The 17,926-nt window shown below is 67.8% G+C and carries 16 protein-coding genes; 8 read left to right on the forward strand and 8 right to left on the reverse strand.

Going from position 1 to position 17,926, the window contains the following annotated elements; genetic code table 11:
• Positions 1-25: 25 nt before the first annotated feature.
• The 7 genes from AC2ITM_RS17000 (at position 26) to AC2ITM_RS17030 (ending at position 7,145) form a co-directional block, all read left to right on the forward strand.
• Positions 26-829, forward strand: a complete 804-nt coding sequence (locus AC2ITM_RS17000) for a DeoR/GlpR family DNA-binding transcription regulator (RefSeq protein ID WP_486469631.1) — start codon at positions 26-28, stop codon at positions 827-829.
• Between the two features lie 36 nt (positions 830-865).
• Positions 866-1,861 carry a rhamnose ABC transporter substrate-binding protein gene (gene rhaS / locus AC2ITM_RS17005; RefSeq protein ID WP_486469632.1) on the forward strand — a complete coding sequence of 332 codons (996 nt, stop codon included), beginning with the start codon at positions 866-868 and terminating at the stop codon, positions 1,859-1,861.
• Positions 1,862-1,932: 71 nt separating this feature from the next.
• Entirely contained in the window at positions 1,933-3,474 is a 1,542-nt protein-coding gene (locus tag AC2ITM_RS17010) for a sugar ABC transporter ATP-binding protein (RefSeq protein WP_486469633.1), read from the forward strand.
• Positions 3,471-4,448 carry an ABC transporter permease gene (locus tag AC2ITM_RS17015; RefSeq protein WP_486469634.1) on the forward strand — a complete coding sequence of 326 codons (978 nt, stop codon included), beginning with the start codon at positions 3,471-3,473 and terminating at the stop codon, positions 4,446-4,448. The genes AC2ITM_RS17010 and AC2ITM_RS17015 overlap by 4 nt, the downstream gene beginning before the upstream one ends.
• Positions 4,445-5,464 carry an ABC transporter permease gene (locus AC2ITM_RS17020; protein WP_486469635.1) on the forward strand — a complete coding sequence of 340 codons (1,020 nt, stop codon included), beginning with the start codon at positions 4,445-4,447 and terminating at the stop codon, positions 5,462-5,464. The genes AC2ITM_RS17015 and AC2ITM_RS17020 overlap by 4 nt, the downstream gene beginning before the upstream one ends.
• A complete protein-coding gene (gene rhaM, locus AC2ITM_RS17025) occupies positions 5,464-5,778 on the forward strand; it encodes an L-rhamnose mutarotase (protein WP_486469636.1) in 315 nt (104 codons plus the stop codon). Before AC2ITM_RS17020 ends, rhaM begins: the two co-directional genes overlap by 1 nt.
• Positions 5,775-7,145, forward strand: coding sequence for an FGGY-family carbohydrate kinase (locus AC2ITM_RS17030; RefSeq protein ID WP_486469637.1), 1,371 nt, complete (start codon positions 5,775-5,777; stop codon positions 7,143-7,145). Before rhaM ends, AC2ITM_RS17030 begins: the two co-directional genes overlap by 4 nt.
• Positions 7,146-7,147: 2 nt before the next feature.
• On the opposite strand, the gene AC2ITM_RS17035 is transcribed toward AC2ITM_RS17030, so the two are convergent.
• From AC2ITM_RS17035 to pehA, 6 genes are read right to left on the reverse strand one after another with little or no spacing between them, the layout of a single operon-like run.
• Positions 7,148-8,026 carry an ABC transporter permease gene (locus AC2ITM_RS17035; RefSeq protein WP_486469638.1) on the reverse strand — a complete coding sequence of 293 codons (879 nt, stop codon included), beginning with the start codon at positions 8,024-8,026 and terminating at the stop codon, positions 7,148-7,150.
• Entirely contained in the window at positions 8,026-8,946 is a 921-nt protein-coding gene (locus AC2ITM_RS17040; protein WP_486469639.1) for an ABC transporter permease, read from the reverse strand. Before AC2ITM_RS17040 ends, AC2ITM_RS17035 begins: the two co-directional genes overlap by 1 nt.
• Positions 8,940-9,941, reverse strand: coding sequence for an ABC transporter ATP-binding protein (locus tag AC2ITM_RS17045; protein ID WP_486469640.1), 1,002 nt, complete (start codon positions 9,939-9,941; stop codon positions 8,940-8,942). Before AC2ITM_RS17045 ends, AC2ITM_RS17040 begins: the two co-directional genes overlap by 7 nt.
• Positions 9,928-10,950, reverse strand: a complete 1,023-nt coding sequence (locus tag AC2ITM_RS17050; protein ID WP_486469641.1) for an ABC transporter ATP-binding protein — start codon at positions 10,948-10,950, stop codon at positions 9,928-9,930. The genes AC2ITM_RS17045 and AC2ITM_RS17050 overlap by 14 nt, the downstream gene beginning before the upstream one ends.
• Positions 10,950-12,575, reverse strand: a complete 1,626-nt coding sequence (locus tag AC2ITM_RS17055) for an ABC transporter substrate-binding protein (RefSeq protein WP_486469642.1) — start codon at positions 12,573-12,575, stop codon at positions 10,950-10,952. The genes AC2ITM_RS17050 and AC2ITM_RS17055 overlap by 1 nt, the downstream gene beginning before the upstream one ends.
• A 4-nt stretch (positions 12,576-12,579) precedes the next feature.
• Positions 12,580-14,151: a phosphoric/sulfuric ester hydrolase PehA gene (gene pehA, locus AC2ITM_RS17060; RefSeq protein WP_486469643.1), complete on the reverse strand. Its 1,572-nt coding sequence runs from the start codon at positions 14,149-14,151 to the stop codon at positions 12,580-12,582.
• A gap of 347 nt (positions 14,152-14,498) precedes the next feature.
• Between pehA and AC2ITM_RS17065 the strand changes: the two genes are divergently transcribed.
• Positions 14,499-15,098 (forward strand): GlcG/HbpS family heme-binding protein, encoded by a 600-nt coding sequence (locus tag AC2ITM_RS17065; protein ID WP_486469644.1) that lies wholly within the window; start codon positions 14,499-14,501, stop codon positions 15,096-15,098.
• A gap of 42 nt (positions 15,099-15,140) precedes the next feature.
• On the opposite strand, the gene AC2ITM_RS17070 is transcribed toward AC2ITM_RS17065, so the two are convergent.
• Together AC2ITM_RS17070 and AC2ITM_RS17075 are read right to left on the reverse strand one after the other, a co-directional pair.
• Positions 15,141-17,459 carry a xanthine dehydrogenase family protein molybdopterin-binding subunit gene (locus tag AC2ITM_RS17070; RefSeq protein ID WP_486469645.1) on the reverse strand — a complete coding sequence of 773 codons (2,319 nt, stop codon included), beginning with the start codon at positions 17,457-17,459 and terminating at the stop codon, positions 15,141-15,143.
• The gene (locus AC2ITM_RS17075; RefSeq protein ID WP_486469646.1) at positions 17,456-17,926 is read right to left on the reverse strand and encodes a (2Fe-2S)-binding protein; all 471 of its coding nucleotides are present in this window, start codon (positions 17,924-17,926) and stop codon (positions 17,456-17,458) included. Before AC2ITM_RS17075 ends, AC2ITM_RS17070 begins: the two co-directional genes overlap by 4 nt.

Raw genomic sequence — 17,926 nt, forward strand, 5'->3', positions numbered from 1 at the left:
GGAAAGGTTGACCAAGGAGGACACCATGCACGAAAAGGAACGCCATCGGATCATCCTGTCCGCGATACAGGACCGCCCCGTCGTGACGGTGGTGGAACTTTGTGCGCTGACAGGGGCTTCGGAGGCGACGATCCGCCGGGACATTGCCGCGCTGCATGTCGCCAAGAAGCTGCGGCGGGTGCGGGGCGGCGCCGAGGCGCTGACGCCCAACGCCTTCCCCGGGCTGGCGGGGCGGCCGTTTTCGGTCAATGAAACGATCATGATCGAGCAGAAGCGCGCGATTGCGCGCGCCGCGGTCGAGCTTTGCGACGAGGGCGATCCGATCATCATCAACGGCGGCACTACGACGTTCCAGATGGTGCATCCGCTGGCCTCGCGGCGGATGCAGATCTTTACCAACAGCTTTCCCATTGCCGAACACCTGCTGAAGCATTCCAAGAACACGATCATGCTGTCCGGCGGCGCCATCTACCGCGAGCAGAACATCATCCTGTCGCCCTTCGACAATGACGTGACGCGCAATTTCTACGCGCGGCGCATGTTCATGGGGGCGCAGGGCGTCGGTCCGCTGGGCCTGATGGAGGCGGATCCGCTGCTGATCCAGGCCGAACAGAAGCTGATCGGCCAGGCGGACGAGCTGGTGCTGCTGGTGGATTCGACGAAATTCGACAACCGCTCCTCGCTGGTGCTGTGCCCGCTGGAGCGTATCGACGTGCTGATCACCGACGAGGGGATCAGCGACCGCGCCGCCGCCATGGTGGAAAGCGCGGATGTGAAACTGATCGTGGCGCGCCCGACCGCCACGAGAGGGGAGGTCAACACCGGCTAGGCCGGTCCGTCGGGCGGACCAAGGGAGGAGAGAAACATGAAGAAACTTGCAGGGTTGCTGATCACGGCGGCCATGGCGACGGGGCTGATGGCCCAGGGTGTCCAGGCCAAGGAGATGCGGATCGCGCTGGTGGTGAAGGCGCTTGGCATCGGCTTCTTCGAGGCCGCCGACAAGGGCGCCGAGGAAGCCGCCAAGGAACTGGGCGACGTGCAGATCATCTACACCGGCCCCACCGACACCACGGCGGAAGGCCAGATCGAGGTGATCAACTCGCTGATCGCGCAGAAGGTCGATGCGATCGCCATTTCCGCCAATGACACCGATGCGCTGGTGCCGACGCTGCAGAAGGCGATGAAACGCGGCATCACCGTGGTCTCGTGGGATTCCGCCGTGGCACCGGCGGGGCGGATGGCGCATCTGAACCCTTCGTCCAATGAGCTGATCGGCAAGATGATCATCAAGCTGGCCGCCGACAACCTGCCCGACCAGACGGGCGAGGTCGCGGTGCTGTCGGCCACCACCACATCGACGAACCAGAACATCTGGATCGACGAGATGAAGAAGGCTATGACCGGCTATCCGAACGTCAAGCTGGTGGCGACGGTCTATGGCGATGACCTGGCCGACAAATCCTACCGCGAGGCACAGGGCCTGATGCAGTCCTATCCGGATCTGGATGCGATCATCGCGCCCACCTCGGTCGGCATCGTGGCGGCAGCGCAGGCGGTGGTCGATGCGGGCAAGGTCGGCAAGGTCAACGTGACCGGGCTGGGGCTGCCCTCGGAAATGGCCGGCGCGGTGGAAAAGGGCGCCTCGAAATCCTTCGCGATCTGGAACCCGATCGATCTGGGCTATGCCGCGACGATGATGGCCTATCACATCGCCAAGGGCGACGTGAAACCCCAGCCCGAAGCGGAAATCCCGATCGGTCGCATGGGCAGCGTAACGCTGGATGACACCAACTCGGCCGCGATGGCGGATCCGTTCGTCTACGACAAGAGCAACATTGAACAGTTCAAGTCGATCTTCTGAGCGTTCCGGGCGGCACGGGCCCCGTGCCGCCCCCTTTTCCAGACAGTCAGACACAGACGCGCGAGGCCCCCATGGACGACAACCGCTCCACGGCCGCAGGCGGGCACCCCGTGCTCGCGCTCGACGGCATCACCAAGACCTTTCCCGGCGTCAAGGCGCTGGACGGCGTGCAGCTGGAACTGCACGCAGGCGAAGTCACCGCATTGATCGGCGAGAACGGCGCCGGAAAATCCACCGTCGTCAAGACCCTGACCGGCATCTACCAGCCCGACGGCGGGCAGATCCTGATGGATGGCCAGCCCGTCAGCTTTCCCACCGCCGAAGCCGCACAGGCCCGCGGCGTCACCGCCATCCACCAGGAAACCGTGCTGTTCGATGAACTCTCGGTGGCCGAGAACATCTTTCTGGGCCATGCGCCGCGCGGCCGTTTCGGCCTGATCGACACCGCCGCCATGAAGGCCCGCGCGAAGGCGCTGCTGGACGGCATCGGCGCACGCATCGACCCGGGCGTCAAGCTGAAGGATCTGGGCATCGCCTCGCGGCATCTGGTGGCCATCGCCCGCGCCCTGTCGGTCGAGGCCCGCGTCGTCATCATGGACGAACCCACCGCTGCATTGTCCCAAAAAGAGATCGAGGAGCTGTACGAGCTGGTTGACCAGCTGAAGGCGCAGGGCAAGGCGATCCTGTTCATCTCGCATAAGTTCGACGAGATCTTCCGCATCGCCGACCGCTGGACGGTGTTCCGCGATGGCCAGTTCGTGGGCCAGGGCCAGATGCGCGACGTGTCCGAGGGCGATCTGGTGCGGATGATGGTGGGCCGCTCGGTCGACCAGATCTATCCCAAGCGCGCCGCCCGCATCGGCGAAGAGGTCCTGAAGGTCGTGGGCTATGCCCATCCGACGGAATTCGAGGACATCAACTTTACCCTCCGCCGGGGCGAGATCCTGGGGTTCTACGGCCTCGTCGGCGCCGGCCGGTCCGAGTTCATGCAAAGCCTGATCGGCATCACCCGCCCCTCGAAGGGGGCGGTGCGGCTGGATGGCAAGGTCAAGGTCATCCGCTCCCCCGCCGAGGCCATCGCCGCCGGCATCGTCTATGTGCCCGAGGACCGCGGCAAGCAGGGGGCGATCCTCGACATGCCGATCTTCCAGAACGTCACCCTGCCCTCTCTGGGCCAGACGTCAAGGCGCGGCTTCACCCGCATGGCCGAGGAATTCGCCCTGGCCCGGCAGTATACCGAACGGCTGGACCTGCGCGCGGCCTCCCTTGACACAAGGGTGGGGGCGCTGTCGGGCGGCAACCAGCAGAAGGTGGTGATCGCCAAGTGGCTGGCCACCCAGCCCCGCGTCATCATCCTGGACGAGCCCACCAAGGGCATCGACATCGGATCGAAGGCCGCGGTGCATGATTTCATGTCGGAACTGGCCTCGGAAGGGCTGTCGGTGATCATGGTCAGCTCGGAAATCCCCGAGATCCTGGGCATGTCCGACCGTGTCATCGTCATGCGAGAGGGGCGCATCGCCGCCGAACTGGAAGGCGACGCGCTGACCCCCGAAACCCTGGTCCGCCACGCGGCGGGCATCACCCACACCCCCTCGGAGGCCGCCGCATGAGCCTGCTGAAATCCCGCGAGGCGATCCTGGCGCTGGCGATTGTCGCGCTGCTGGCGCTGATCGCCACCCGCTTTCCCGCCTTCATCGAACCGAAGAACCTGCTGGAGGTGTTCAACGACACCTCGCCGCTGATCATCCTGGCGCTTGGCCAGATGGTGGTGATCCTGACCCGCTGCATCGACCTGTCGGTGGCGGCGAACCTGGCGCTGACCGGCATGGTCTGCGCCATGCTGAACGTCGCTTATCCCGGGCTGCCCATCGGGGTGATCATGGTCATCGCGCTGGCCTGCGGCGCGGTGATGGGGATGGTGAACGGGCTCCTGGTGTGGAAACTGGACATTCCGCCCATCGTGGTGACGCTGGGCACGATGACGATCTACCGCGGCATCATCTTTCTGCTGTCGGGCGGCGCCTGGGTGAATTCCCATGAAATGAGCGCCGCCTTCACCGGCGTGCCGCGCACCCTGATCCTGGGCCTGCCGCTGCTGGGCTGGATCGCCATCGTGGTGGCGCTGGCGATGGCCATCGTGATGTCGCGCACGCCCATGGGCCGCAGCCTCTACGCCACCGGCAACAATCCCCATGCGGCGGTCTATACCGGCATCGACGTGGGCCGCAGCCAGTTCCTGGCCTTCACCATCTCGGGCACGCTGGCGGGGCTGGCGGGCTATCTGTGGATCTCGCGCTATGCGGTCGCCTATGTCGACATCGCCGGCGGGTTCGAGCTGGACGTGGTGGCGGCCTGCGTGATCGGCGGCGTGTCGATCGCCGGCGGCGTCGGCACCGTGGCGGGCACCATCCTGGGCGCGCTGTTCCTGGGCGTGATCAAGAACGCCCTGCCGGTGGTCGACATCTCGCCCTTCTGGCAGCTGGCAATTTCCGGCGCGGCGATCCTGGTCGCTGTCACCTTCAACTCTCGCCAGGGGCGCACGCGCGGCCGGGTCATCCTGAAATCGGCGGAGCACGCGCAATGAGCACCCTGAGCACAAATCCCACCGCCCGTGACGGCTCCGGGCCGCGCAAGATCCCCGATCAGCTGCGCTCTCCGGCGGCGAAGGCGCTGAAAAGCTGGGAAAGCCTGCTGCTGCTGGTGGCACTGGCGATCTTCGTGATGAATGCCTTCGCCTCGCCCTATTTCCTGGACGCCTGGAACCTCAGCGACGCGACCTACAACTTTACCGAAAAGGCGATGATCGCCTTCGCCATGGCGCTGCTGATCATCGCGGGGGAAATCGACCTGTCGGTGGCCTCGATCATCGCGCTGGCCTCGACCGCGATGGGGCTGATGATGCAGGCGGGCTTCGGCACCCCCGCGCTGGTCGCCACCGGGCTGGTGGTGGGGCTGCTGTGCGGCGCCTTCAACGGGCTTCTGGTGACGCGGCTGGGGCTGCCCTCGATCGTCGTGACCATCGGCACCATGAGCCTGTTTCGCGGCATCAGCTACATCGTGCTGGGCGATGGCGCCTTCAAGGGCTACCCCGACAGCTTTGCCTTCTTCGGCCAGGGCTACGTGTTCTGGGTCTTCACCTTCGAATTCGTGCTGTTTGCCGTGCTGGCGGTGATCTACGCCGTGGTGCTGCATCGCACCAATTTCGGCCGGGCAGTCTATGCGGTGGGCAACAATTCCACGGCCGCGCTGTTTTCCGGCATCCGGGTGGGGCGGGTCAAGATGATCCTGTTCCTGCTGACGGGCCTCATGTCGGGCATCGCGGCGGTCTGCCTGACCTCGCGCCTCGGCTCCACCCGCCCCTCGATCGGCACGGGGATGGAGCTGGAGGTCGTCACCATGGTGGTTCTGGGCGGCGTCAACATCCTGGGCGGATCGGGCAGCATCGCGGGCGTCGTCATCGCGGCCTTCGTGATGGGCCTCGTGACCTTCGGGCTGGGGCTGCTGAACGTGCCGGGCATCGTCATGTCGATCTTCATCGGCCTGCTGCTGATCGGCGTCATCGCCCTGCCGCGCCTCTGGAAGAAGCTGCGGAGGGCCTGATGGAAAAGCACGCCTTCCGCATGACCCTGAACCCCGGCTGCCTTGAGGAATACCGCAGGCGCCATGACGAGATCTGGCCCGAGCTGGTCACGCTGCTGAAGGAGGCGGGGGTCGAGGATTACTCGATCCACCTCGACCCCGAGACGAACGCCCTGTTCGGCGTCCTGTGGCGGCGCGAGGATCACGGCATGGCCGCCCTGCCCGATCATCCGGTGATGCAGCGCTGGTGGGCCCATATGGCCGACATCATGGCCACCCGTCCCGACAACCGGCCGCAAGAGGTGGCCCTGATCCCGGTGTTCCACCTGCCATGACCGCCCCCCGCCACATCGCCGTTCTGGACATCGGCAAGACCAACGCCAAGCTTGCCCTGGTCGACGGGACCAGCCTTGAGGAAATCGCCGTCGTCACCCGGCCGAACCGGGTGCTGGCAGCCCCCCCCTGGCCGCATTTCGACCTGGAGGGCCACTGGGCCTTCTTCCTGCAGCACCTGGCCGATTTCCAGGCCCGCCACGGGGTGGATGCGATTTCCGTCACCACCCATGGCGCCTCGGCGGTGCTGCTGGACGCGCAGGGCGCGCTGGCCGCACCGATGCTGGATTACGAACATCCCGGCCCCGATGAGCTGGCGCGCGACTATGACGCGATCCGGCCCGCCTTCGGGGTGACGGGATCGCCGCGCCTGCCCTTGGGGCTGAACCTGGGGGCGCAGCTTTACTGGCAGTTCCGCACCCAGCCCGGTCTGGCCGAACGCACCGCCCATGTGCTGACCTATCCGCAATACTGGGGCTACCGGCTGACCGGCAGGATGGCCAGCGACGTCACATCGCTTGGCTGTCACACCGACCTGTGGGAGCCCGAAGCCGCCCGCTTTTCCACCCTGGTGGAAACCCTTGGGCTGGCGGGCAAGATGGCGCCCGCGCACCGGTCCTCGGACGTGCTGGGGCGGGTGACGGCACAGGTCTGCGCCCGGACGGGGCTGCGGCCCGATGTGCCGGTGCTGTGCGGGATCCACGATTCCAACGCCTCGCTCTATCCGCATCTGCTGGCGCAGGGGGGGGCGTTCTCGGTCGTGTCGACGGGGACATGGGTGGTGGCCATGGCGATGGGGGGATCGGGAGGGGCGCTGGATCCGGCGCGCGACACGCTGGTCAATGTCAATGCGCTTGGCCAGCCGGTGCCTTCGGCCCGCTTCATGGGCGGGCGCGCCTACGAGGTGATCCGCGCGGGATCGACCGCAACCCCCGATGCCGCCGACCGCGCGGGCGTGCTGGCGGGGGTGGCGCTGCTGCCCTCGGTCACACCCGAAAGCGGCCCCTTCCCGGGCCGCAGCCACCACTGGACCGCCCCGCCCGCCACCGAAGGCGCGCGGATGCTGGCGCTGTCGTGGTATCTGGCCCTTGTCACCGACACCTGCCTGACGCTGATCGGCGCCGAGGGCCCGGTGATCGTCGAGGGCCCCTTTGGCCGCAACCCCGACTATCTGCAGATGCTGGCCTGCCTCAGGCGAGGGGGCGTGCAGGTGGCGGCCTCGGCCACGGGGACCAGCGTGGGGGCGGCGCTGCTGTATCAGGAGCGCCGTCCGGCGACGACGACCCCGGTTGCCCTGCCCGCCGACGCAGGCGCCCTGCGCGCCTATGCCACCCGCTGGCAGGCCCTGACCGAGGCCCTGCCCGCCTGAGATCAGCGCGCGCCCGGGTCCAGCCGGTCGCGCATCCAGTCCCCCAGGAAACTGATCGACAGCGTCGTCAGCACGATCACCGCCGAGGGCGCCAGCAGCACCCAGGGGGCGTTCTGCAGGTAGCTGCGCCCATAGCCCACCATGTTGCCCAGGCTGGTGTTGGGCGGCTGGATCCCCAGCCCCAGGAACGACAGCCCCGAGGCCGCCAGGATGACCTCTGGGAAGGCCAGCGTCGCCGAGACGACCAGCGTTGCCGCGATGTTGGGCAGCATGTGCCGCAGGTACAGCCGTCCCGGCCCCGCCCCCAGCTGGCGCACCGCCAGCATGTAGCCCTGCCCGTTCGCCGCCAGCGCCAGCCCGCGCACCACGCGGGCGTGACGCTCCCATCCGTAGAAGGCCAGAAGGCCCACCAGCAGCGCCCAGGAATTGCCGAAGAACGCCAGCGCCGACAGTGCCAGAATGATGAAGGGCAGCGCCGCCTGGACGTCGATCAGGATCAGCACCAGCTGTTCCACGGGGCCGCGGAAATGCGCGGCCGCCAGCCCCATCAGCCCGCCGAACAGCACCCCCAGCACGGTTGCCGAAAAGGCGATGGTCAGGCTGACGCGCACCGACACGATCAGCCGCGCCAGCACGTCGCGGCCCAGCTGGTCGGTGCCCAGCGGATGCGCCCAGCTGCCGCCCATGAAGACCGGCGGCTTCAGCCGCGCCATCAGGTCCATCTGGGTGATCGAATAGGGCTGCAGCCAGTGGGCAAAGATCGCCACCAGCACCATCGCCGCCACCCACAGCCCAGAGGCCAGGATCGAAGGCGGCATCGCCACCAGCCAGCCGGGCGCACGCATCCGCCGCGCCGGCGCAAGGGTCGATTGCAGGGACATCACGCCGCCTCTCTCATCCGCGGGTCGAGCCAGCCGTACAGCAGGTCGACGATCATGTTCGAAACCACCATCGTGGTCGCCACCAGCACCAGCACGCATTGCACCACCGACACATCGCGCGAACTGACCGAGCTGATGATCAGCTGCCCGATACCGGGCCAGGAAAAGACGCTTTCGGTCACCACTGCACCCGCCAGCAGCCCGCCCACCATGAAGCCCACCATCGTGACCACCGGGATCGCGGCATTGGGCAGGGCATGGCGCAGCACGACCTCGGGCCAGATCAGCCCCTTGGCGGATCCGGTGCGGATATAGGGCTGGTCCAGCACCTCGATCATGGCCGAGCGGGTGAAGCGCGACAGGATCGCGGCCCAGCCCACCGTCAGCGTCACCACCGGCAGCACCGGCGACAGCAGGTCGTCATTGCCCCCCGAGGGCAGCCAGTGCAGCGTCACCGCAAAGATCAGCACCAGCACCAGCCCCAGCACGAAGCCCGGCAGCGAAAACCCCGCCACGGCCGAGAACATCACCAGCCGGTCCATCGCCCGGCCGCGCTTGAGCGCCGCGATGATGCCCGCGCCAACGCCGAAGGCCACGCCCAGCACCAGCGCCGGCAGCATGATCTCCAGCGTGACCGAGACCCGCGACAGCACCTTGGTCAGCGCGTCCTCTCCGTCCAGCATCGAGCGGCCGAAATGGCCATGCAGCACCTCCCAGAGGTAGCTGGCGAACTGCACCCAGAGGGGCTTGTCGAGGCCCCAGGCGGCGCGGAAGGCCGCCACCGCATCGGGCGGCGCATCGGGGCCAAGGATCACCACCGACGGATCCGAGGTGGTGCGCAGCGCAACGAAAGCCGCCGCCACCACGATCAGGATCGTCAGCAGCGCCCGCAGCAGGCGGCGCAGGGCGAATGTCAGCATGAAAGGGTCTCCGGTTCCGGGACGGGCGCCACCAGATGGCAGGCGGCGGCGCGCTGTCCGGGCAGCGGGCGCAGCGCGGGCGCCTCGGTGCGGCAGCGCGCCTGCGCCTCGGGGCAGCGCGGATGGAAGGGGCAGCCGGGCGGACGATGGGCGGGATCCGGGGGTTCACCGGCCAGCCGGGGCCGCGGCGCGGTGCGGAAGGGATCGGGGATCGAGGCCACCAGCACCTGCGTATAGGGGTGTCGGGGCTTGCGGAATATCTGCTCGGGGCGGCCTTCCTCGACCACCTGGCCCAGGTACATCACCGCCACCCGGTCGGCGAGCGTCGCCACCAGCTTCAGGTCGTGGCTGATGAACATCATCGCAAGGTTCAGATCCCGCTGCAGGCGCACCAGCACGCTGACCACCTGCGCCTGGATCGACACGTCCAGCGCCGAGACCGGTTCGTCGCAGACCAGCAGATCGGGGCCCGCCGCCAGCGCCCGCGCCAGCACCACACGCTGCCGCTGACCGCCCGACAGCGCCAGCGGAAACGCCTGCCCCTGATCGGGACGCAGCCCCACGGCCTGCAGCAGTTCGGCCACCCGCTGGGCGCGCTCTGCGGCATTGCCCAGGCCATGGATGATCATCGGTTCCTCGATTTGCTCGGCCACCGTCATCCGCTTGTCGAGGGCGCCCAGCGGATCCTGGAACACCAGTTGCATCCGGCGCCGCAGGGCACGCCAGTCGCGGCTGCCGGGGGCGGGCATGGGGGCACCGTCAAACAGGACCTCGCCGCGGTCGGGGGTTTCCAGCCCCAGGGCCACGCGCCCGGTGGTGGACTTGCCGCAGCCCGATTCCCCAACGATGCCAAGGATTTCACCCGGCCTGACCGACAGCGACACGCCATCGAGCGCCCGCACCTTCTGCGTGGGGCGCAGCAGCCCGCCGGATTTCGCATAGTCGCGGCCCACGCTGCGCAGTTCCAGCAAGGGTTTGGGGTCAGGCAAGGGCATCGGGGGTCTCGCGCTCCAGCACGGTTTCGGGTGCCTGCAGCAAGCAGGCCGACAGATGCCGCGGGCCTGCGGGCACCAGATCCGGCACCGCGCGGTCGCAGGCGGCATGGGCATGCAGGCAGCGCGGCGCAAAGGCGCAGCCGGTGGGCATCTTCCAGGGCTCGGGCACATGGCCGGGGATCGGGGTCAGATCGGCGGCGCGCTGGCCCAGACGGGGGGCCGCGTTGATCAGGCCCTGCGTATAGGGATGGCGCGGCGCGCGCAGGATCTTGGCCATCGGCGCGCTTTCGACGATGCGGCCCGCATAGGTGACGGCGATCCGGTCGCACAGTTCGCCCACCACCGACAGGTCATGGCTGATCAGCACCAGCGCCATGTCCAGATCCCGCCGCAGGTCATCGAGCAGCGTCAGGATCTGCGCCTGGATCGTCACGTCCAGCGCGGTTGTGGGTTCGTCCGCGATCAACAGCTCGGGCTGGCCGGCCAGCGCCATGGCGATCATCACCCGCTGGTTCTGCCCGCCCGACAGTTCATGCGGGAACAGGCGGATGCGGTTCGCGGCATCGGGAATGCCCACCTGGTCGAACAGCCGGCGCACCTCGGAGCGCGCCTCGTGACCGCGCAGCCCGCGATGCAGGGCCAGGACCTCGGCCACCTGGTCGCCGACGCGCTTGACGGGGTTCAGCGCGCTCATCGGATCCTGGAAGATCATCGCGATACGGCCGCCACGCAGCCGCGCCAGGCGCTTGGCCTCCATCGTCAGCAGGTCGGTACCGGCGAATTCGGCCCGCCCGGTGATGCGCGTATCCGGTCCCAGCAGGCCCAGGGCCGCGAGCCACGTCACCGACTTGCCCGAGCCGCTTTCCCCCACGATGCCAAGGGCTTCGCCCCGACGCACCTGCAGATCGACGCCGCGCACGGCGGCGCCACGGGAAAATTCGACCCGGAAATCGCCAAACCGGAAGAGCGGCGGCGCCGCTCCTCCGTGCTGTTGCAGGGGGGTTGCCATCACGCCGACCAGGCGCCCGAGCGGAAGTCCATCGCGAAGCTGGGCGAGACCTTCCAGGGCAGCGATTTCGCCTTGGCGGTGAAGGTGGCGTTCTGGTTGATCACCCCATAGGCCGGATCTTCGCGTTCCAGGATCATCAGCATCCGGGCAAAGGCCTTCTTGCGCTCGGCCTTGTCGGTCGAGGTCTGCAGCACGCCGCAGAGCTTGGTCACCTCGTCATTGCCGTATTCGCCGGTCTGCACCGCCTGGCCCTGGGGCCCCCACTGGTTCGGCTGGGTGGCGACCGGATCGGGGAAGGACCCGCCCGAGGACCAGTCGTGCACGCCGCGGATGCCCTTGGGATCCCAGACCTGAGCCCAGTTCTCCTTCATCTCGATCTCGACGTTCAGGCCGACCTGGTTCCACATCTCGACCATGACCTGGGCGGTGTTGACCTGCAGCGTGTAGTAGTCGTTCATCAGGCGGTAGGGGATCGCATCGCCCTTGTAACCCGCAGCCTTCAGCAGCTCTTTTGCCTTGGCGGGGTTGTATTCGGGGGCGGACCAGTCGTTCAGGTACATGTCGCCGTACCATTCGAACTGATCGCCCTTCGGCACCACGGTCTTGCCCATCCACAGCTGGTCGACGATCATCTGGCGGTCGACCGCATGCAGCATCGCCTGACGCACGCGCGGATCCTTCAGCGCGGTGTCATGCTTGTCAAAGCAGGTGACGCGGATGTTGTTGATGATGCCACCGGCGATTTCCAGGCGGCTGTCCTGGGTCACGGTGTCGAACTGGTCGGGCGTCAGGTCGCAGGCCATGTCGTACTGGCCGGCGCGCACGCCGTTGACGCGCTGCGCGGCCTCGGGGACCTGGACAAAGCGCAGCTCTTTCACCGGCGGGCGGCCGCCCCAGTAATCGTCATGGGCCACCAGAACCAGCTCGGTATCGGGCTCCAGCTTTTCGACGCGGTAGGGGCCGGTGCCGACGGGGGCGCGGGCGAAATCAAGCCAGCTTGCGGCCTCTTCAAAAGCACGACGGCTGATGATCTGCGAGCCGAGCGCCATGATGCGCCCTTCCATCGTGACATCGGGCGTGGCGTTGACGAAACGCACGGTGTAATCGCCCGTGGCCTCGACCTTCAGCAGCGCGGGCCAGAGGCGGCGCGCCACGGCGGGCACCTGCGGCGGCAGCTCCTTGGAACGCTGGACGATGCGCTCCTGGCTCATGGCCATGGTCTTGTCCCAGCCCTCGGGGGTGGTGTCACCGAACATGCGCGCGGCCGAGAAGGTGAAGACGACGTCATCGGCCTTCATCTCGTCGCCATTGTGGAATTTCACGCCACGGCGCAGCTCCAGCTCGACGGTCTTGTCGTCGATGCGGGTCCATTTGGTGGCCAGACGCGGGATCGGCTGCAGCTTGTCCTGCAGGTTTTGGCCGATCAGGCATTCCAGATAGGAATTCATGATCCGCGTGCCGACGTTCGACTGCTCGGTCAGCGGGTCGAGCGTATTCGAGGTGGCCAGTTTCTGCACGGCAATGGTCAGCGAGGGACGCGCGGCGTCCTGTGCCAGCAGCAGGCGGGGGGCCATCATCGCGGCACCGGCGGCGGCCAGGAAGCCGCGGCGGGGAAGAAGAAGCATGGTCTCAGACCTTCTGAAGGGTATCGGTTGTGGGGAAAGCAGCGGGCCGGCGCCGGTCGATCAGACCGTCGGGGCTGCTGCGATAGCCGGTCAGGCGGCGGTCGGCATGGCGCATCCGCCAGCTGAGCGCCTTTTGCGCATAGTCGCGCACCACCTGCGCATGGGCGGGATCCTGGGCCAGGTTGCGGAATTCGTGCGGGTCTTCGGCCAGGTTGAACAGCAGCGGCGGCAGGGCGGCGAAATGGACGTATTTCCACATCTCGTCGCGGATCACCATCAGCGAGGCCTCGTCCATGGAGACGCCCAGTTCCTCTTCGGGCGAGGAATAGAAGACGTTGCGGAAGTCGTATTCGAAATGCGCCTCGGTCCGCCAATCGGCGGGGGGCGTGCCGTCCAGGAACGGCAGGACAGAGCGGCCGTCGATATGACCGGGCACCTCGGCACCCAGCCAGTCAAGGATGGTGGGCATGACGTCGATGCTTTCGGTGAAGGCGGTTTCGACCTCGCCCGCCCGCGCTGTCCGCCGGGGATCGCGCACGATCAGCGGCACGTGGAAGCTTTCGTCGAAATAGCCGACCTTGCCCAGCAAGTGGTGGTCGCCCAGCTGTTCGCCATGGTCCGAGGTGAAGATGATCAGCGTGTCATCCCATTTGCCGCTGGCCTCAAGCTCGGCGAAGACGCGGCCAAGGTGGTCGTCGATCTCGGTCATCAGGCCGCGGTAGGTGGCGCGCATCTGGCGGATGTCGGCCTCGGGCAGTTCGGCCGCCAGGCCTTCGGCCCCCTGGAAAAAGCCGCCCTGACGGATGTCGCGCAGGTAGAAGTCCAGCAGCGGATGCTGGGCGGCCTCGCGGGCGGGGGTTTCGGCGCGGATGGGGGCGGGCATGTCGTCGGGGTCGTACATGGCGTGATAGGGCGCGGAGGCGACGAAAGGCGGGTGCGGGCGCCAGTAGCCCAGGTGCAGGAAGAACGGCCGCCCCGGCGTGACGCCCTGCAGATAGGACAGCGCCGCCTCGGTGAAGAAGGCGGTGTCCGACAGCTCCTTCGGCAGGCGGCAGGGGCGGTCGGTGGCACCGGGCTGGGCATCGGCGCCTTCGGGCAGCCAGACATCATCGCGGTTCTCGGGAAGCGGATAGCCCTGGCGGGCCAGCCAGCCAAAGAACGCCTCCTTCTCGGGTTCGAAGGAACAGACGGGGCGGAAGCCACGTGCCACATCGCCCAGCCAGCTGAAGCGCGGGTCCCCCGGCGCGGTGACGGTCGGATCGGGCACCGAGGTCGAATAGCCGATCAGCGCCGGGTCATAGCCCGCCCGCGACAGCGCCGTGCCCAGCGTCAGGTGGTGCTGCGCCAGCGGGATGGTGTTCTGCACCGCCCGGTGGGTCATAGCGTAAAGCCCGGTCACCAGGCTGGCGCGCGCGGGGCCGCAGGGAACGGTGACGGAATAGTGGTTGGCGAAGGTCACCCCTTCGGCGCAGAGGCGGTCGATGTTGGGCGTGTGCAGCCCCTCTGTCCCCAGCCGCGTCAGCATGTCGCCGCGCCACTGGTCGACGACGATCAGAAGGACATTGCGCGTGGTCATCCGTTTCCCCTCCGCCAACAGGGCGGCCTTTCGGGACACGGTAAACAGCACGTACCGTGACAATGCCTTGTCGCGGATGCGATAGTTTCATGACGATGCCGTACGAAGGCGCCGGGATCCGCCTGTCGGACCGGCCCCGCCGCTGTCGTGCCGCGAAATCCGGCAATCTTGCACAGCCGGGGCTGCCGTCCGTCCGCGTCACTTCTAAGGTGACGACTGCTGCGTGGCGCCGCCCGGGACAGACGCGCTAGCCTGCCCCGGCAGGCAGGTCCCGCCACCCAGGCCCTGAGGAGGACGCCCGGTGACCCATCCGGCCCGCCTGCAGGACCAAGGAGGAGACCCCCGACATGAACTACACTGCCCTTTGCGCCCTGGCCCTTGCGGTCACGGCTTCTGCCGCGCTGGCCAAGGACCACGCCCGCAACACCACCCCGATCAGCGCCCAGGCCATGCCGGGCGACTATTTCGACATCCCCCAGGCGGCCCAGTTGAAGGTGCCGCTGGGCCCGCCTGCGGGGCAGAACCCGCAGCCAAAGGACCACCCTGCCCTGGCCCTGGGGGCCGATCAGGCGGCGCAGGCCGCGATGGCGGCGCGGGCATCGTGTCTGGCGGATGGCTATGACGTGGCGGTGGCGGTGACCGATCTGCAGGGCGGGCTTCTGGCCGCGACGGCCTCGGATCTGGCGCCGCCGAACGCGGTCTTCATGGCGATGCACAAGGACATCACCGTGGTGGGCTTTGGCCTGTCGACGCTGGCGCTGCGGCAAAAGATCGAAGGCGATCCCTCGGTGGTGCTGGATGTACGGCCGAACATGGTGCTGCTGCCGGGCGGTGTGCCGATCATGGCGCAGGGCCAGCTGGTCGGCGCCATCGCCACCAGCGGCGCCGCTGCCCATGAGGAAGAGAAATGCGCCCGCGCGGGGCTGCAGGCCATCGGCCTGTCCTGAGGACCGACCCGGGGGGCGCCACCAGACGCCCCCCGGACGGGATCAGCCCTGCAGCGCCTTTTTCAGCGCCGCAGGCGTGATCGGCAGACTGCGCATCCGCACCCCCACCGCGTTGAAGATCGCATTGGCGATCGCGGGGGCGACGACGGTGGTGCCGGGCTCGCCCAGGCCGGTCGGGGCCTCGGTGCTGGCGACCATCTCGATCTCGATCACGGGGGCGTCCATCATCCGCAGCGGCGTGTAGCTGTCGAGGTTGGTGTCGCGGACCTCGCCATTGGCGAATTTCGTCCCCTCGTAGAGCGCCATCGAGACCCCCCACATGGCGCCGCCCTCGACCTGGGCGCGGGCACCATCGGGATCGACCACGGTGCCGCAATCGACCACCAGCCACAGCTTCTGCAGCTCGACATAGCCGGTGGACCGGTCCACCCGCACCTGCGCGGCGCCGCCCACCCATGTCGGCATCGAACGCGACTGGCCATAGGTCGTGGCAATGCCGATGCCGGTATCGGACGGCAGATCAGCGCGGCCATAGCCCGACAGTTTCGCCACCCGTGCCAACACCGCCGCCTGACGCGACGCACCGCCCACGGCATTGGGCGCGGATCCCGCATTGCGGCCTTCGGCCGTCAGGTGATCCAGCCGGAACTGCAACGGATCCTGCTGCAGATGGTGCGCCGCCTCATCCATGAAGCTTTCGACCGCGAAGTTGATCCACCCCGGCGAAACCGAACGCAGCCAGCCCGGGCGGAAGGTCGCCTCGGCCAGTTCGTTCGAGATCGCCCGGGCGCGCTGCGCGCCGACCTCGTACCAGTGATCCGCCCCGTCCGAGGCGAAGGGATCGTAGGGTTCGCCATTGACGCCCTTGGGCATGAAGGCCGGCAGCATGACCTTGGTGGGCCAGCCCGAGGCCACGGCGGTATCCATCGCCGTCACCGCGCCCTTGTCGTCAAAGGCCATCTTCAGCCGCGACAGGGTCGGCGGGCGCACGGAATCGAAACGCGCATCGTCGCGGCGCTCCATCACCATCTTGACCGGCGCGCCGTCCAGCATCTGCGAGGCCAGCGCCACCGGCACGATGTAATCGCCGTTCAGGCGCCGCCCGAACCCGCCGCCCAGCATGTAGGTGCGCATCAGCACCTCGCCGTCCTTGACGCCGAGGGCGGTCTGGATCCACGGCAGGCACAGCGATTGCCACTGGTTGCCGGTGTGGACCTCCCAGATGCCATCGGCATTGCGGAAGACCATGGCGTTCAGCGGCTCCATCTGGAAGTGCAGAACGGTGTCGGTGGTGTAATCCGCCTGGATCTGGCTGGCGGCCCCGGCAAAGACCGGATCCACGTCGGTATTGCCGGTATCCAGCACCGAGCCCGCCTTCGGGTCCTCGACCAGGCGCAGGTTCTCGGCCTGGATCTCGGCCTCGCTGGCGCGGGTGGCCTTCGAGGTGTCGTAGCTGACCTGCACCAGCGCGGCCGCGCGATACGCCGCCCAGTGGCTGTCGGCGATCACCATCACCCAGCCCGGGACCGAGCCCGACGCATCCTGCAGCACCAGCGACTGGCGGTAGCCCTTGACGGTTTTCGCCTTGCTGTCATCGACAGACGTGACCGAGCAGCCATAGCGCGACGGCGGCAGGATCGGCGCCGCATGGACCATGCCCGGCGCCTTGGCGTCGATGCCATAGATCGTCTGGCCGGTGGTCTTGCCGCGGATGTCGAGCGCCTTCAGATCGCGGCCCAGCAGCGTCAGTTCCGAATGCGGCTTAAGCGGCAGCGCCTTCAGCTCGTCCTCGGTGAAGCTGCGGGTGATGCCACCTGCCACCAGCTCGCCAAAGCCGGCGCTGCGGCTGCCCGAGGTGACACGGCCGTTCGCCACCGTCACCGTGCCGACATCGACGCCCCAGAGGGCGGCGGCCTTTTCGGCCAGGGCGATGCGACCGGCGGCGCCGGCCTGGCGGTAGACCGGCCAGCTCATCCAGACGGACCAGCTGCCGCCGGTGACCATCAGGCCCCATTTGGGATCGCTGTCGACATGGGTGATGCGCACATCCTCCCAGTTCGCGCCCAGTTCATCCGCCAGGATCCGGGCGATGGCGGTGCCGACGTGCTGGCCCATCTCGGCGCGGATGATGTTGACGTTGACGATGCCGTCGGCGTCGATCCAGTACCAGATCGCCGGTTCATAGCGCGCGCCCGCGGCCTCGACCGGCTGGCCATCGGCGGCGGCCGGGTCCATCGCCGCGCGCGAGCCCTTGGGGAAGCCAAAGACCGCCCCCGTCGCGCACATCGAGATCAGAAAGCCCCGGCGGCCCAGCTGCGGGCCACGCGACGAAGCGGGAAGAAGACGACGGGGACCGGTCATTTGCTTGCCTCGTTGCGCAGGGCTGCGGCGGCTTCGCGCACGGCGGCGCGGATGCGGTTGTAGGTCATGCAGCGGCAGACGTTGCCGGTCATCACCGCGTCGATATCGGCATCCGACGGGTCGGGCATGTCGCGCAGCAGCGCCGCCGCGGTCATGATCTGGCCCGACTGGCAATAGCCGCATTGCGGCACCTGCAGCTCGCGCCAGGCTTCCTGCAGCGGGTGGTCGCCCTTGGGGTCCAGGCCCTCGATCGTGGTGATCTGGGCGCCCGCGACATCCTTCAGGGGGGTGATGCAGCTGCGGGTGGGACGGCCGCCCACATGCACGGTGCAGGCGCCGCACATGCCGATGCCGCAGCCGTATTTCGTGCCGGTCAGGCCGATCTCGTCCCGGATCGCCCAGAGCAGCGGCATCTCGGGGTCGGCGTCAAGGCTCAGCTGGCGCCCGTTGATGGTAAGCGTGATCAT

This window comes from Pseudooceanicola sp. NS-SX9 (genome assembly GCF_057380705.1).

Excerpts from the sequence above, each read along its gene's own strand:
- AC2ITM_RS17035 (WP_486469638.1), bottom strand. The coding sequence starts at position 8,026 with ATGTCCCTGCAATCGACCCTTGCGCCGGCGCGGCGGATGCGTGCGCCC.
- AC2ITM_RS17065 (WP_486469644.1), top strand. The coding sequence starts at position 14,499 with ATGAACTACACTGCCCTTTGCGCCCTGGCCCTTGCGGTCACGGCTTCT.
- AC2ITM_RS17045 (WP_486469640.1), bottom strand. The coding sequence starts at position 9,941 with ATGCCCTTGCCTGACCCCAAACCCTTGCTGGAACTGCGCAGCGTGGGC.
- rhaS (WP_486469632.1), top strand. The coding sequence starts at position 866 with ATGAAGAAACTTGCAGGGTTGCTGATCACGGCGGCCATGGCGACGGGG.
- AC2ITM_RS17055 (WP_486469642.1), bottom strand. The coding sequence starts at position 12,575 with ATGCTTCTTCTTCCCCGCCGCGGCTTCCTGGCCGCCGCCGGTGCCGCG.
- AC2ITM_RS17020 (WP_486469635.1), top strand. The coding sequence starts at position 4,445 with ATGAGCACCCTGAGCACAAATCCCACCGCCCGTGACGGCTCCGGGCCG.
- AC2ITM_RS17040 (WP_486469639.1), bottom strand. The coding sequence starts at position 8,946 with ATGCTGACATTCGCCCTGCGCCGCCTGCTGCGGGCGCTGCTGACGATC.
- AC2ITM_RS17000 (WP_486469631.1), top strand. The coding sequence starts at position 26 with ATGCACGAAAAGGAACGCCATCGGATCATCCTGTCCGCGATACAGGAC.
- pehA (WP_486469643.1), bottom strand. The coding sequence starts at position 14,151 with ATGACCACGCGCAATGTCCTTCTGATCGTCGTCGACCAGTGGCGCGGC.
- AC2ITM_RS17075 (WP_486469646.1), bottom strand. The coding sequence starts at position 17,926 with ATGATCACGCTTACCATCAACGGGCGCCAGCTGAGCCTTGACGCCGAC.
- AC2ITM_RS17030 (WP_486469637.1), top strand. The coding sequence starts at position 5,775 with ATGACCGCCCCCCGCCACATCGCCGTTCTGGACATCGGCAAGACCAAC.
- AC2ITM_RS17010 (WP_486469633.1), top strand. The coding sequence starts at position 1,933 with ATGGACGACAACCGCTCCACGGCCGCAGGCGGGCACCCCGTGCTCGCG.
- AC2ITM_RS17015 (WP_486469634.1), top strand. The coding sequence starts at position 3,471 with ATGAGCCTGCTGAAATCCCGCGAGGCGATCCTGGCGCTGGCGATTGTC.
- AC2ITM_RS17050 (WP_486469641.1), bottom strand. The coding sequence starts at position 10,950 with ATGGCAACCCCCCTGCAACAGCACGGAGGAGCGGCGCCGCCGCTCTTC.
- rhaM (WP_486469636.1), top strand. The coding sequence starts at position 5,464 with ATGGAAAAGCACGCCTTCCGCATGACCCTGAACCCCGGCTGCCTTGAG.
- AC2ITM_RS17070 (WP_486469645.1), bottom strand. The coding sequence starts at position 17,459 with ATGACCGGTCCCCGTCGTCTTCTTCCCGCTTCGTCGCGTGGCCCGCAG.